14 protein-coding genes are annotated in these 13,985 nt (G+C 72.5%); 11 read left to right on the plus strand and 3 right to left on the minus strand.

The annotated features are described in order from the left end of the window. From FB474_RS04225 to FB474_RS04245, 5 genes are all read left to right on the plus strand, one after another. Entirely contained in the window at positions 1 to 1,464 is a 1,464-nt protein-coding gene (locus tag FB474_RS04225; protein WP_141787519.1) for an NAD-dependent malic enzyme, read from the plus strand. Positions 1,465 to 1,704: 240 nt separating this feature from the next. Then, entirely contained in the window at positions 1,705 to 3,021 is a 1,317-nt protein-coding gene (locus FB474_RS04230; RefSeq protein WP_141787520.1) for a lytic transglycosylase domain-containing protein, read from the plus strand. Positions 3,022 to 3,277: 256 nt separating this feature from the next. Then, positions 3,278 to 5,368: a DEAD/DEAH box helicase gene (locus FB474_RS04235; RefSeq protein ID WP_141787521.1), complete on the plus strand. Its 2,091-nt coding sequence runs from the start codon at positions 3,278 to 3,280 to the stop codon at positions 5,366 to 5,368. A 66-nt stretch (positions 5,369 to 5,434) separates the two neighbouring features. Continuing rightward, positions 5,435 to 6,004 carry a YqgE/AlgH family protein gene (locus tag FB474_RS04240; protein WP_141787522.1) on the plus strand — a complete coding sequence of 190 codons (570 nt, stop codon included), beginning with the start codon at positions 5,435 to 5,437 and terminating at the stop codon, positions 6,002 to 6,004. Positions 6,005 to 6,064: 60 nt separating this feature from the next. Then, the gene (locus FB474_RS04245; protein WP_141787523.1) at positions 6,065 to 6,460 is read left to right on the plus strand and encodes a tautomerase family protein; all 396 of its coding nucleotides are present in this window, start codon (positions 6,065 to 6,067) and stop codon (positions 6,458 to 6,460) included. A gap of 20 nt (positions 6,461 to 6,480) precedes the next feature. Here the strand turns inward: FB474_RS04245 and FB474_RS04250 are convergent, their stop codons facing one another. Then, a complete protein-coding gene (locus tag FB474_RS04250) occupies positions 6,481 to 6,957 on the minus strand; it encodes an FMN-binding protein (RefSeq protein WP_246092037.1) in 477 nt (158 codons plus the stop codon). Further along, the gene (locus tag FB474_RS04255) at positions 6,954 to 8,417 is read right to left on the minus strand and encodes a ferredoxin reductase family protein (protein WP_141787524.1); all 1,464 of its coding nucleotides are present in this window, start codon (positions 8,415 to 8,417) and stop codon (positions 6,954 to 6,956) included. Before FB474_RS04255 ends, FB474_RS04250 begins: the two co-directional genes overlap by 4 nt. Before the next feature lie 100 nt (positions 8,418 to 8,517). On the opposite strand from FB474_RS04255, the gene FB474_RS04260 reads away from it, so the two are divergent. The 3 genes from FB474_RS04260 (at position 8,518) to FB474_RS04270 (ending at position 11,346) form a co-directional block, all read left to right on the plus strand. Beyond that, positions 8,518 to 8,823: a DUF3039 domain-containing protein gene (locus FB474_RS04260; RefSeq protein ID WP_141787525.1), complete on the plus strand. Its 306-nt coding sequence runs from the start codon at positions 8,518 to 8,520 to the stop codon at positions 8,821 to 8,823. 87 nt (positions 8,824 to 8,910) lie between these two features. Continuing rightward, positions 8,911 to 10,659 carry a DEAD/DEAH box helicase gene (locus tag FB474_RS04265; protein ID WP_141787526.1) on the plus strand — a complete coding sequence of 583 codons (1,749 nt, stop codon included), beginning with the start codon at positions 8,911 to 8,913 and terminating at the stop codon, positions 10,657 to 10,659. A gap of 21 nt (positions 10,660 to 10,680) precedes the next feature. Next, complete coding sequence (locus FB474_RS04270; RefSeq protein ID WP_246092038.1) at positions 10,681 to 11,346, plus strand: IclR family transcriptional regulator; 666 nt, start codon at positions 10,681 to 10,683, stop codon at positions 11,344 to 11,346. Here the strand turns inward: FB474_RS04270 and FB474_RS04275 are convergent. Continuing rightward, entirely contained in the window at positions 11,320 to 11,814 is a 495-nt protein-coding gene (locus tag FB474_RS04275; RefSeq protein WP_141787527.1) for an Lrp/AsnC family transcriptional regulator, read from the minus strand. The two genes, FB474_RS04270 and FB474_RS04275, sit on opposite strands and share 27 nt — an antisense overlap. Positions 11,815 to 11,922: 108 nt before the next feature. Here FB474_RS04275 and hppD point away from each other — a divergent pair, with 108 nt between their 5' ends. The 3 genes from hppD to FB474_RS04290 all read left to right on the plus strand — a co-directional run bounded on the left by hppD (position 11,923) and on the right by FB474_RS04290 (position 13,923). Continuing rightward, positions 11,923 to 13,128 carry a 4-hydroxyphenylpyruvate dioxygenase gene (gene hppD, locus FB474_RS04280; RefSeq protein ID WP_141787528.1) on the plus strand — a complete coding sequence of 402 codons (1,206 nt, stop codon included), beginning with the start codon at positions 11,923 to 11,925 and terminating at the stop codon, positions 13,126 to 13,128. A gap of 103 nt (positions 13,129 to 13,231) precedes the next feature. After that, positions 13,232 to 13,579, plus strand: a complete 348-nt coding sequence (locus FB474_RS04285) for a hypothetical protein (RefSeq protein ID WP_141787529.1) — start codon at positions 13,232 to 13,234, stop codon at positions 13,577 to 13,579. Positions 13,580 to 13,584: 5 nt separating this feature from the next. Continuing rightward, complete coding sequence (locus FB474_RS04290; RefSeq protein WP_141787530.1) at positions 13,585 to 13,923, plus strand: hypothetical protein; 339 nt, start codon at positions 13,585 to 13,587, stop codon at positions 13,921 to 13,923. Positions 13,924 to 13,985 lie beyond the last annotated feature (62 nt).

Below are 13,985 nucleotides of genomic sequence, written 5' to 3' on the forward strand. Positions count from 1 at the left end.
ATGCCAGCTGCGCCCTCGGTCTCCAACTCCATCACCGTCCGCCTCGAGCTCGCGGCCCGTGCCACCGCGGTCAGTGAGCTCACCACCGCGATCGAGCGCAGCGGCGGCCTGGTCACGGGACTCGACGTCACCGCGTCCGGGCCGTCGCGGCTGCGCGTGGACGTGACCGCGGCTGCCCGCGACAGCTCCCACGCCGACGAGATCGTCGAGGCGATGCGCGCCGTCGAGGGCGTGCAGATCGGCAAGGTCAGCGACCGCACGTTCCTGGTCCACCTCGGCGGCAAGCTCAAGATCGAGTCCAAGGTCCCGATCCGCAACCGTGACGACCTGTCCCTGATCTACACCCCCGGCGTCGCGCGGATCTGCACCGCCATCGCCGAGAACCCCGACGACGCGCGGCGCCTGACCATCAAGCGCAACACCGTCGCCGTGGTCACCGACGGCTCGGCCGTGCTCGGGCTGGGCAACCTCGGTCCGCTGGCCGCGCTGCCGGTCATGGAGGGCAAGGCGGCGCTGTTCAAGCGGTTCGCCGACATCGACGCCTTCCCGATCTGCCTGGACACCCAGGACACCGACGAGATCGTGGCCGCGGTCAAGGCGATCGCCCCGGTGTTCGCCGGGATCAACCTGGAGGACATCTCCGCGCCGCGCTGCTTCGAGGTCGAGGCGCGGCTGCGCGAGGAGCTGGACATCCCCGTCTTCCATGACGACCAGCACGGCACCGCGATCGTGGCGCTGGCCGCCCTGCGCAACGCCCTGCGCTGCGTCCACAAGGCCCTGCCGGACGTGCGCATCGTCATGAGCGGCGCCGGGGCGGCGGGCACCGCCATCCTCAAGCTGCTGCTCAAGGCCGGCGCGCGCGACGTCGTCGTCGCCGACTTCCACGGGGTCGTCCACGCCGACCGCGAGGACATCGTCGACAACGGCCACGACAACCTGCGCTGGATCGCCTCGCACACCAACGAGCGCGGGCTGACCGGCACGCTGCGTGAGGCCCTGGCCGGCGCGGACGTGTTCATCGGCGTCTCGGCGCCGCACATCCTCACCGGCGAGGACATCGAGACGATGGCCCCGGGCGCCATCGTGTTCGCCATGGCCAACCCCGAGCCCGAGGTCGACCCCGCCGAGGCGGCCCGTCACGCCGCAGTCGTGGCCACCGGGCGCTCGGACTTCGCCAACCAGATCAACAACGTGCTGGCCTTCCCCGGGGTGTTCCGCGGCCTGCTGGACGCGGCGTCCACGTCGGTCACCGACGACGTGCTGCTCGCGGCGGCGGACGCCCTCGCCGGCGTGGTCACGGACGACCAGCTCAACCCCGCCTACATCGTGCCCAGCGTGTTCCACCCCGACGTCACCAAGGTGGTCGCCGCCGCGGTCGAGGCCGCCGCCCTCCGGGCCAAGGAGGCGGCCGCCGGCGCAGCGGGAGCCGAGGCCGGATCCGAGGTCGTGCCGATCGAGGCGTGAGCCGGTCGCGGCCGGTCGGCGGGCGCCTCTCCCGCCGACCGGCCGCGGCGCGTCGTCGTCCTTGGTGACGATGTCCTCCTGCGGGGTCTGGGTGAGCGGATCTACGCCGTGGGCCGTAGGGTTCTTATCGCGCTTCGTGGTTGCGTAGTTGTTGGCCCGCAACGGGTTTGCCCGGTCTGACTCGACCACTCGCACCACACCGAACCTCCCGACCGTGACCAGGACGACCGCCGAGACGCCATGACCGCACCGACCGTGATCCGCATCCGCTTCCCACGCCGTGCCGGCCTGACCCTGCTGAGCGCTGCCGTGGTCGCGGCGTGCGTCGTCGGGGCCCTCACCGGGCCACCGGCCGGGGCGTTTGACCGGGTGCAGGGCACCGCCCAGAAGCCGGCCACCGGCCCGGACGACCTGGCCCGGTTCGAGGCGTGGTTCGGCCCTGACGGCACCCTCGGCGACGGCTCGGGCGCGGTGGACGGGGTCAGCGCCCGCAAGACCGCCAAGGTCGCCCTGGTCGCGGCCCGGATCCAGGACGCACCGGTCGAGGACTTCGCCGTGCCGCGCACGGTGCTCGACTCCTACCGCCGGGCAGCGTCCTCGCTCGCGGTGTCCGACCCCTCGTGCCACCTGCAGTGGTGGGTCCTCGCCGGGATCGGCCGGATCGAGTCGGGTCACGCGGCCGGCGGCCGGGTCGACGCCAACGGCACCACTCGTGGCGCGATCCTGGGTCCGGTCCTGGACGGCTCGATGCCCGGCACCGCGGTGATCCGTGACACCGACCGCGGCAGCCTCGACGGTGACACCCGCTTCGACCGCGCGGTGGGGCCGATGCAGTTCGTGCCCGCCACCTGGGCCAGCTACGCCTCGGACGGCAACCACGACGGCGTCGCCAGCCCCGACAACGTGTATGACGCGTCCCTCGCCGCCGGGCGCTACCTGTGCTCGGGGTCGCTGGACCTGGCCACCGATGCCGGTCTGGCCCGCGCGATCCTGCGCTACAACAACTCGGTCGACTACCTGCGGTCAGTGCTGTCCTGGGGCCTGGCCTACCGCGACGGCACGCAGTCGGTCCTGGACAGCACCTCGACGGTCACGCCGGGGTCGCCGCACCAGCCGTGGAGCACCGTCGAGACGCCCGGGATGCCGCCCTCGCTGACCAGCCACCCGACCACCAGCACCACCACGTCCCGGCCGGCGACGTCCACGACCTCCGGCCCGGCCACGAGCACGAGCACGACCTCGACGTCGTCGAGCTCGTCGTCGACCAGCACGACCGGCACGCCGACGAGCTCCACCAGCACGAGCGGGTCGCCGACGTCGTCCACCAGCACCACGAGCGAGCCGTCGACGTCCACGTCCACGACGTCGAGCCCGACCAGCACGACGTGCGCCAGCGACCCCTCGACGACGAGCACGACGTCCACCTCGTCGACGACCAGCACGGACGGCCCGACGACCTCGTGCACGTCGACGACCGACCCGTCCGGCAGCCCCAGCGGGACGACGTCACCCACGAGCGAGCCGACCAGCCGGACGGCCACGCGGGACCGGCGCTAGGACCCCCCCGGAGGGCCGCCTGGTCAGGGGCACCCCTGTCCCGCTGGTAGACTTGGGGACATCCCCTGCAAGGACCGGCGCAGATCGCGCCGACCGGCACGTGCACCTGGCACGCGCGGTTGAGGCAGGGACACGCCGGATAGCAACCGTTACCTCCGGCCCGCCGGGCGCCTGGTGCGCCTGAGGCTCGTTCTCATCGTTACCGCAGAAGGTAGCTCGAGGCGTGCCTACCTCGAGTACCGAAGTGGATTCGTCGATGACCAATCACTCCGGGCGCTCCTCTGCGCCCAAGAAGGCCCGCTGGACCACCGCCAAGAAGGCGGAGGTCAAGAAGGGCCCCAAGAAGCCGCACCGCGGCCAGACCGCCCGCTCGTATGACGACCGCGCGCCCCAGTCGCGCCAGGACCGTCCCGCGCGCCGCGAGTTCGACCGGGACGACCGTCCGCAGCGTCGTTTCGACCGCGACGACCGGCCGCAGCGGTTCAACCGCGATGACCGTCCCGCGCGTCGGGAGTTCGACCGCGACGACCGTCCGCAGCGTCGGTTCGACCGGGATGAGCGTCCGGCCCGTCGGGAGTTCAACCGTGATGACCGTCCCCAGCGCTTCGACCGGGACGACCGTCCCGCGCGTCGTTTCGACCGGGACGACCGGCCGCAGCGGTTCAACCGCGATGACCGTCCCGCGCGTCGGGAGTTCGACCGCGATGACCGTCCGCAGCGTCGGTTCGACCGTGACGAGCGTCCGGCCCGTCGGGAGTTCAACCGTGACGACCGTCCCCAGCGCTTCGACCGGGACGACCGTCCCGCGCGTCGTTTCGACCGGGACGACCGTCCCGCGCGTCGTTTCGACCGCGACGACCGTCCCGCGCGTCGGGAGTTCGACCGCGATGACCGTCCCCAGCGTCGGTTCGACCGTGACGAGCGTCCGGCCCGTCGGGAGTTCAACCGTGACGACCGTCCCCAGCGCTTCAACCGGGACGACCGGCCGCAGCGTCGTTTCGACCGTGACGAGCGTCCGGCCCGTCGCGAGGAGGTCGTCGAGACGCCCGTGACCATCGCCGACGACAACGGCTTCGCCGCCCTCGGCCTGCCGACCCCGATCGTCGCCCGCCTCGCCCGCGACGGCATCACCGCGCCCTTCCCGATCCAGGCCGCGACCATCCCGGATGCGCTGGCCGGCAAGGACGTCCTCGGCCGTGGCCAGACCGGCTCCGGCAAGACCCTGTCCTTCGGCCTGCCCATGCTGACCCGCCTCGCGGCGGGGGAGCGTGCCAAGCCCAACAAGCCCAAGGCGCTCGTGCTGGTGCCGACCCGTGAGCTGGCCATGCAGGTCAGCGACGCGCTCCAGCCGCTCGTGCACGTCCTCGGCCTGAGCCACAAGCTCGTCGCCGGCGGCATGCCCTACCCGCCGCAGCTGATGGCGCTGGAGAAGGGCGTCGACCTGCTCATCGCCACGCCGGGCCGGCTCAACGACCTCATCGAGCGCGGCGCCGTCCAGCTCGACGAGATCGACATCGCCGTCCTCGACGAAGCCGACCACATGGCCGAGATGGGCTTCCTGCCCGAGATCACCGCGATCCTCGACCTCATCCCGGCCGGCGGGCAGCGACTGCTGTTCTCCGCCACGCTGGACCGGGGCATCGACACGGTGGTCGAGCGCTACCTGACCGACCCGGTGACCCACTCCACCGACGACGCGACCGCCAGCGTCGCGACGATGGAGCACCACATCCTGCTCATCGAACCGATGCACAAGAAGGTCATCACCGCCGAGGTCGCCAACCGCGAGGGCCGCACCGTGGTGTTCGTGCGGACCAAGCTCGGCGCCGACCGCGTCGCCGAGCAGCTGCGCGAGCAGGGTGTCTTCGCCGCGGCGCTGCACGGTGGCCTGAACCAGGGCGCCCGCAACCGCGTCCTGGGTGCCTTCCGCGACGGCAAGCTGCCGGTCCTGGTCGCCACCGACGTGGCCGCCCGTGGCATCCACGTCGACGACGTCAGCGTGGTGCTCCAGGTCGACCCGCCGGCCGACCACAAGGACTACCTGCACCGCTCGGGCCGCACCGCCCGCGCCGGTGACAAGGGCACCGTCGTCACCCTGGCGCTGCCGCACCAGCGCCGTGGCATGGAGCGCCTCGCCCGCGAGGCGGGCCTGGAGACCGTGCCGACCCGCGCCCTCCCCGGGGACGACGTGCTCGCGGCCACCGGTGCCCGGACCCCCAGTGGCGTCCCGGTGCCGGAGCACGAGTTCCGTCGCCTCCTCGAGGGTGAGAAGCGTCAGCACCGCCGTCCCGGCGGCCCCGGTCGCCCGCGCGGCCAGCGCAGCGGCTTCCGCGCCCCGCGCTACTGACGCCCGCGAAGGGGTGACCGGTCACACGACGATCGGCCCTCCTGTCCCGGCAGCGTGACCGGCAGAATGCCCGGTGTGGAATCCCCATTCCTCACCGGGCATCTGCTTGTCGCGACCCCGCAGACCGGCGGCGACGTGTTCCGCCGCAGCGTCGTCCTGCTCCTGCACCACGACGAGGAGGGTGCGCAGGGCGTGGTGATCAACCGCCCGCTCGACGCGACGGTCGACGCGGTCCTGCCCGGCTGGGAGGAGGTGGCCACCCCGCCCGCGCGCGTCTTCCAGGGCGGACCCGTGGCGCTCGACTCCGCCCTCGGCCTGGTCTCCGTGCCCGGCGGGGGAGAGGCGCCGATGGGGGTCAAGCTGCTCTTCGGCGGGCTCGGGCTCGTCGACCTCGACATCCCGCCGCTGGTGGTTGCTCCCGAGATCGCCGGGCTGCGCATCTTCGCCGGGTATGCCGGGTGGTCGCCCGGGCAGCTCGAGGACGAGATCCGGGCGGGCGGCTGGTACGTCGTGGACGCCGAGGCCCGCGACGGCTTCAGTGCCGACCCGGAGTCCCTGTGGCCGGAGGTGCTGCGGCGCCAGCGCGGCAACCTGGCCCTGGTTGCCAGCTTCCCGGAAGACCCCACGATGAACTGACCGGGACGCGTCCGCCCGGCGAACCACGTCGACGGCGCGCGAGGCTGATATCACTTGCGCATGCCGAGCACCCTGATCGAAGTCCGCAGGCCCTACACGCCGGAGCAGGAGGTCGCGATCATCAACGCAGTGCACGAGAGCCTCGTCGCAGCGTTCAGGATTCCCCCAGAGGACCGCTACATCCGAGTCGCCACCTTCGAGCCCCACCGCATGGTGAACGGGCTCGAGGACGGAAGGGCTGACGCCTACACCCGCGTCACCATCGACTGCTTCTCCGGCCGTAGCATCGAGGCGAAGCGCCACCTGTACTGCGAGATCGTCGAACGACTGGAGGCGGCGATCGGGATCCCGCGCGACGACGTGTCGATCCTGCTCAGGGAGAGCCCTGTGGAGAACTGGGGCGCCGGTGGCCGAGCCGCCAGCGACTACGACCTCGGATTCACCGTCAACGTCTGACCCCGCAGCACGAGCGCCGCTCAGGCGTGGGCGGCGTCGAGTGCGGCCTGCAGGCTCTGCTTGTACCCCTCGCTGGTGAACGTCGCCCCACTGACCGAGTCGATCCGCGCCGACTGCGCGGTGACGGCCTCCCGGCGCAGCACGGGCTCTGCCCGGCCGCTGATGCCCACCGACGTCGAGCTGCTGTCGGTGAGCTTGAGCGCCACCACGTCCTTGAGGTGCGAGCCGACGAGCACCGCCTTCACCTGCACGGTGCCATAGGGGGTCGAGACCAGGGCGCCGGTCACCGACCGGAGCGTCGGCACCGCCGTCCCGGCCGCGTGGGTCTTCCCCGGTGCGGGCGGCGTGGCCTTGCCGGCGGGCGCCGGTGGGGGAGCCGCGGCAGCCACGTGGACCCCGGCCACCGGCGTGTTGCCCTGCTGGGCGCCGGCCTCCCAGCTCGTGATCAGCGCGGCCGCGCCGGCAACGGCGACCGCGGCGCCGGTCAGCAGTCTCACCAGGAGAACCTCTCGTCGTGGATGTGGGCCCGCGGCACGCGCGCCCGGCGCAGGCTGGTGTGGACCAGGTCCATCCACACCGGCGGCCCGCACAGGTAGACGTCGTGCTCCCTCAGGTGGGGCACCAGCTCGGCCAGGGCCGAGGCGTCGTCACCGCCTCGGCCGACGTGCTCGGGCAGCCACGACCCGCGGACCGGGGGACCGGTGAGCAGGTGGAGGCGATGCCCGCCGTGGCGGCTGACCTCGTCCAGCTCCTGCCGCAGCGCGAGCTGGGAGGCCTGGTCGGCCCGGTAGACGACCGTGACGTCCCCGGGAGCCGTGGCCGGGTCGCGCGCCAGCTCCTCGGCCAGGGCACGGATCGGCGTGACGCCGATGCCCGCGGCCAGCAGCAGCACCCGACGGCGGGTCCTTCGGTGCGTGGTGAACGCGCCGTACGGGCCCTCGACCAGGACCCGCGTGCCGGGGCGCAGGCCGGCCAGCCGGCTGGAGTGGTCGCCGAGCTCGCGCACCGTCAGCCGCAGGGTCCTGCCGTCGGGCTGGGCCGACAGCGACCACGGGTGGGCGGCGGCCCACAGCCCGCGGGTCAGGAAGCGCCACTGGAAGAACTGCCCGGCCCGCGCCTGCAGAGCACCCAGGTCCCGGCCCCTGACGGTGACCGACCAGGTGTCGGGGGTCTCCTGGACCACGCGCTCGACGTAGAGCCGGTGACGCACCGAGCGCACCACCGGCAGGGCGAACCGCCACCAGGCGATGCTGGCCGCCACGAGGACGTACAGGCCCAGCCAGGCGGCACGCACGAGCCCGCTCCGGGTGATGTCTGAGCCCACGGACAGCTGGTGGGGGATCGCCAGCGTGACCGCCGCGTAGGCCCCCAGGTGCACCAGGTGCCAGCGCTCGTAGCCGACGCGGCGCATGGCAGCCCGGACGGAGGTCACTGCGATGAGGACCAGCAGGGCGAGCGCGATGGTGGCGGTGAGCATGTCCGGGACGCCGGAGAGCATCGCGAACGGCTCCCGCAGCCACCCCGACCACCACGGCATCCCGTCCCGGGCGGCGTAGCCGAGCACGAGCGACTCGGCGTGGACGAGCACCAGCGGCACGGTGACCCGCCCGAGGACGCGGTGCGCCTTCAGCGCGCGGTCCGAGCCGTAGACGCGGTCCACCCAGGGGACCCGGGCGGCGAGCAGCATCTGCACCAGCAGCAGGTCGACGGCGACCAGGCCGGTCAGCTGGCCCACCGCCACGAGCCGGCTGCCCCAGGACCCGGTCACCAGGTGCTGGCCGCCACCGTCTCGGAGGAACACCGAGACGGTGGCCACCAGGAGGCTGGCTGCCAGCAGCTCGAGCAGGTCGCCGACGCGGGCCCGCCACTGCTGGTGCCGCCGGCCGCGCAGGTGCAGCTGCCGGCGCCGCGCCCGTCCGGGCGCGGGCAGGGGCTGGGTCTGCGGGGAGGCTGCCATGACCGCAAGGGTGCGTGGTCCGTCTCAGAGGATCCTCGGAAGCGTGCGTGGCCCCACCGTCCCGGCCACCCGGCATACCGGGGCGCTTAGACTCGGGGCCATGAGCGACAACCCGCTGAGCGACCCGTTCGAGCCGCAGGCGCAGCCGTCGGGGCCGTCGACCTCGACCTCCGTGCTCGAGCGCGAGCAGGTCGAGGAGCAGGTCCAGGAGCCGGGTGACCACGAGCGCTTCTCCCACTACGTGCGCAAGGAGAAGATCCTCGAGAGCGCGCTGTCCGGGGAGCCGGTCGTCGCGCTGTGCGGCAAGGTCTGGGTGCCCGGGCGCGACCCCAAGAAGTTCCCGGTCTGCCCGGTCTGCAAGGAGATCTACGAGGGCCTGCGCGCGCCGCAGGACGGCGAGGACTGACCGGCCGATAACACATCCGGGGGCCCCGTCCGTGGTGGCGGGGTCCCGGCATGTCGGGTCACGGATTTCGTTACCCTCGGTCCCCTTATGAGTACTGCCGCGGCATCCCACCTCCCCCCAGCATTCCCGGAGCGCGCCGCGTGGGGCACGGCCTCCAAGCTGCGTGCCTGGCAGGCGGCGGCGCTCGAGCAGTACCTGCGCGAGGGCCCGCAGGACTTCCTCGCCGTCGCCACCCCCGGCGCCGGCAAGACGACGTTCGCCCTGCGCGTGGCCACCGAGCTGCTCGGCCGCGGGATCATCGACCGGGTCACGATCGTGGCGCCGACCGAGCACCTCAAGACGCAGTGGGCCGACGCGGCCGCCCGGGTCGGCATCAACATCGACCCGAAGTTCACCAACGCCATGGGCCGGCACAACACCGAGTTCGACGGCGTGGCGCTGACCTACGCCGGCGTCGCGAGCAAGCCGCTGCTGCACCGCGCCCGCACCGAGGCGGCCCGCACCCTGGTGATCCTCGACGAGGTGCACCACGGAGGCGACAACCTGTCGTGGGGTGACGCGATCCGTGAGGCGTTCGAGCCGGCCGCCCGGCGGCTGTGCCTGACGGGTACCCCCTTCCGCTCCGACACCAGCCCGATCCCCTTCGTGCGCTACGAGGAGGACCGCGCCGGGGTGCGCCGGTCCGCCAGCGACTACGCCTACGGGTATGCCGAGGCGTTGCGTGACGGGGTCGTGCGCCCGGTGCTCTTCCTCGCCTACAGCGGCGCGATGCGCTGGCGCACCCGCGCCGGCGACGAGGTTGCCGCTCGCCTGGGCGAGCCGCTGACCAAGGACCTCACCGCGCAGGCGTGGCGGACCGCCCTGGACGCCAAGGGGGAGTGGATCCCCTCGGTGCTGGCTGCCGCGGACAAGCGGCTCTCCGAGGTGCGCCGGCACGTGCCCGACGCCGGGGCGCTGGTCATCGCCTCGGACCAGACCAACGCGCGGCACTACGCCAAGATCCTGCACGCCCTGACCGGCGAGAAGCCGACCGTCGTGCTCTCCGACGACGCCGGGGCCTCCGGCCGGATCGAGGAGTTCTCCCAGAGCGACTCCCGCTGGATGGTCGCGGTCCGCATGGTCTCCGAGGGCGTCGACGTGCCCCGCCTGTGCGTGGGCGTCTACGCCACCTCGACCTCCACGCCGCTGTTCTTCGCCCAGGCGGTCGGCCGGTTCGTGCGCGCCCGTCGCCGGGGCGAGGTCGCCTCGGTGTTCCTGCCCAACGTGCCGGTGATCATGGAGCACGCGGCCCGGCTGGAGGAGCAGCGCGACCACGCCCTGGACAAGGTGGTCAAGCCCGGCGAGGAGGAGAACCTCTGGGCCGCCGAGGACCAGCTCGTCGCCGAGGCCAACAGCACCAGGTCCACCGCCGACCTCGAGGGCACCTTCGAGGCGCTGGAGTCCGTCGCCGAGTTCGACCACGTGCTCTTCGACGCCCAGCAGTTCGGCCTCAACGCCGAGTCGGGCAGCGCCGAGGAGGAGGAGTACCTCGGGCTGCCGGGGCTGCTGGAGCCGGACCAGGTGGCCACCCTGCTGCGCGAGCGGCAGGCCTCCCAGAAGGGCTCCACCAAGCGTGCCGCGGATGCGCCGATCGCGGCGCACCGGGCCCTGGCCGCCCAGCGCAAGGAGCTCAACTCGCTGGTGTCCGCCTACGCCCGCAAGACCGGCGCGCCGCACGGCGTGGTGCACAACGACCTGCGCCGCACCTGTGGCGGCCCGGCACTGGAGCAGGCGAGCTCCGAGCAGGTCCAGGAGCGGATCGAGAAGATCCGCGCCTGGTTCGTCGGCCGCCGGTGAGCCGGCCGGTAGCGTGGTGCCGTGGCTGAGCTGCGCGCCGCCAAGGGCATGGGCGGAGAGACCTCACAGACCCTGGACCGCGGCCTGGGCGTCCTGCAGCTGCTCGGCTCCCGCGAGAACGCCGGGGGCATGACGATCACCGAGATCGCCTCGGCGCTCGGCGTCGGGCGCCCGGTGGTCTACCGCCTGGTCGCGACCCTCGAGAGCCGCGACTTCGTCACCCGTCGCGAGGACGGCCGGATCCGGCTGGGCCTGGCCATCACCCGCCTGTCCTCCTCGGTCCTGCCGTTGCTGCGCGAGGCCGCCATGCCCACGCTGCGCACCCTGGCCGACTCGGTGGGGGCCACGGCGCACCTGACCGTCGTCGAGGGCGGGGAGGCCCTGGCCATCGCCGTGGTCGAGCCGTCCTGGACCGACTTCCACGTGGCCTACCGCGTCGGCAGCCGGCACCGGCTGGAGTCCGGTGCCGCCGGCCGGGCGATCCTGGGCGCGCGGGCCGGCGACCCGGCATACGTCGTCTCCGACGGCGAGCTGCAGGCCGGCGCCCACGGGGTGGCGGCGCCGCTGGTCGGCGTCGCGGGGCTGGAGGCCTCCGTCGGTGTCGTGGCGATGGTGCCCCTGGACGTGGCCGCGGTGGGGCCCCAGGTCCAGGCGGCGGCCTCAACCCTGGCGGCCGCGCTGCGCTGACCCCTCGGCGGCGGCCTGCACCAGCGGCAGGGTGCGGTAGGCGATCTGCCGCGCCAGCGCGATCACCGTCGAGGCCCGCAGCACGTGACCGTCGTCGACCACCCGGTCGATGACCCGCTGCAGGTCGGCGTTGTCGCGGGCCACCACCCGGATCATCAGGTCGCCGGTGCCGGTGATGGTGTGCGCCTCGAGCACCTCGGGGATCGCCGACAGGTGGGCCACCACCGGGTCGTGCCCGCGGCCCTGGCGGATCTCCAGGGTGATGAACGCCGTCACCGGGTAGCCCACCGCCGCCGGGTCGACCTGCGGCGCGAAGGTCCGGACCACGCCGCGCTGCTGCATCCGGTCCAGCCGGGCCTGCACCGTGCCGCGGGCCACGCCGATGGCCCGGGCCGCGCCGAGGACGCCCACCTGCGGGTCGTCGGTGAACGTGGTGAGGATGAGGGCGTCCAGGTCGTCGATCGACATGGACAAACTGTATGCCGTGTGCCCGGTCCAGCCCGACAACCTGCGCAACCTGTCCACCGGTTCCGGTCATGGTTGCCCGGTCGGGGCGGCTGCGCCACAGTGCCGCTCATGACCGAGACCATCGCCCTGACGCCCGAAGAGCGCGACGCCAACCTCGACCTGGACCAGCTCAAGCAGCTGGTCGGCCTCGTGGAGTACGACGAGAGCAAGGATCCGTTCCCGGTGACCGGCTGGGATGCCATCGTCTTCGTCGTCGGCAACGCCACGCAGACCGCGCACTTCTACCAGTCGGCGTTCGGCATGGAGCTGGTGGGCTACTCCGGCCCCGAGACCGGCAACCGCGACCACAAGGCGTTCGTGCTCAAGAGCGGCTCGTGCCGCTTCGTCATCAAGGGCGGGGTGGCCCCGGACAGCCCGCTGCACGACCACCACCGCGCCCACGGCGACGGCGTCGTCGACATCTCCCTCGAGGTGCCGGACGTCGACAAGTGCATCGAGCACGCCCGCGCGATGGGCGCGACGGTGCTGGAGGAGCCGCACGACGTCAGCGACGAGCACGGCACCGTGCGTATCGCCGCGATCGCCACCTACGGCGACACCCGGCACACGCTGGTGCAGCGCTCGGGCTACGAGGGCGTCTACCTGCCCGGCTACGTCCCGCGCAGCTCCGGCTTCGTCAAGCGCGAGGGCAGCCCGAAGCGGATGTTCCAGGCCCTGGACCACATCGTCGGCAACGTCGAGCTCGGCAAGATGGACCAGTGGGTCACCTTCTACAACAAGGTGATGGGCTTCGTGAACATGGCCGAGTTCATCGGCGACGACATCGCCACCGACTACTCGGCGCTGATGTCCAAGGTCGTGGCCAACGGCAACCACCGGGTGAAGTTCCCGCTCAACGAGCCGGCCATCGCCAAGAAGAAGAGCCAGATCGACGAGTACCTCGAGTTCTACCGCGGCCCCGGCGCCCAGCACCTGGCCCTGGCCACCAACGACATCCTGGCCACGGTCGACGCGATGACCGCCGAGGGCGTGGAGTTCCTCTCGACCCCGGACTCCTACTACGAGGACCCCGCGCTGCGCGAGCGCATCGGCAACGTCCGCGTGCCGATCGAGGAGCTGCAGAAGCGCGGCATCCTCGTCGACCGCGACGAGGACGGCTACCTGCTGCAGATCTTCACCCGCCCCGTCCAGGACCGCCCGACGGTGTTCTTCGAGCTGATCGAGCGCCACGGCTCCCTCGGCTTCGGCAAGGGCAACTTCAAGGCGCTGTTCGAGGCGATCGAGCGCGAGCAGGAGCGCCGCGGCAACCTCTGAGACCCGCTTTCACCCTTCCGGTGACCCCACGGCATACCCGCTGGTATGCCGTGGGGTCACCCGCGTGAGCGGATGTCCGCTTTGTCCCATAACCTCGGGGGTCATGGAGTCGACGAACCCGGCGGACGCAGCAGTCGAGACCGGGCAGGTGCAGTGGGTGCCGCGCAAGCGGGTGTTCGCGATCCTCGGCGCGGCAGGAGCACTGGTGCTCATCGCCGGCCTGACCGCCCTGACCTACCTCTGGCGCGGCCTGACCGGCCATGACCAGCAGCCCTGGTGGGCGGTGGTGGTCATGATGCTCGGCGGCTACGTGATGTTCATCGGGCTCTGGCGCTGGCTGCGCGCCGAGCGCCATGGCTTCGCGATGCACCGGCGCATCTGGGCCCGGATGGGCGGCGGTGCGGGGCTCATCGTCGTGGGGCTGCTCCTGCCGCTCTACGTCGCCGGCTGACGGCGTTGACCGCCCCGAGCCGTGCCGAGGCAGACGGCAGGCATCCGGTCCGCTGGACCAGCCGCCGGGTCCTGCAGGTCGTCTCCGCCTCGGTGACCCTGCTCTCGCTCTCGGTCCTCGTCGCCGCGGGCTATGCCTGGGTCGCAGTGCACGGTGGGCCGTGGCCCATGGTGCTCGGGGCCATCGTCCCGCCGGGTGGTGGGGTGCTGCTGGCGTACGGCCTTCATGGCTTCCTGCAGGCCCAACGTCGGCGGAGAGCGATGCCGACGCGGCTGTGGGCCTGCGGGGCTGGCGGCGCCTGCCTCGCCGTGGCGGGCATGCTCCTGCCGCTCTACCTGTCCTGAGGGGAGCACACACGGCGACGGCACGGCATACCGGGCAGGTATGCCGTGCCGTCGCCGTGTGC

It is taken from the genome of Oryzihumus leptocrescens (assembly GCF_006716205.1).
In the GTDB taxonomy this organism is placed as follows: Bacteria; Actinomycetota; Actinomycetes; order Actinomycetales; family Dermatophilaceae; genus Oryzihumus; species Oryzihumus leptocrescens.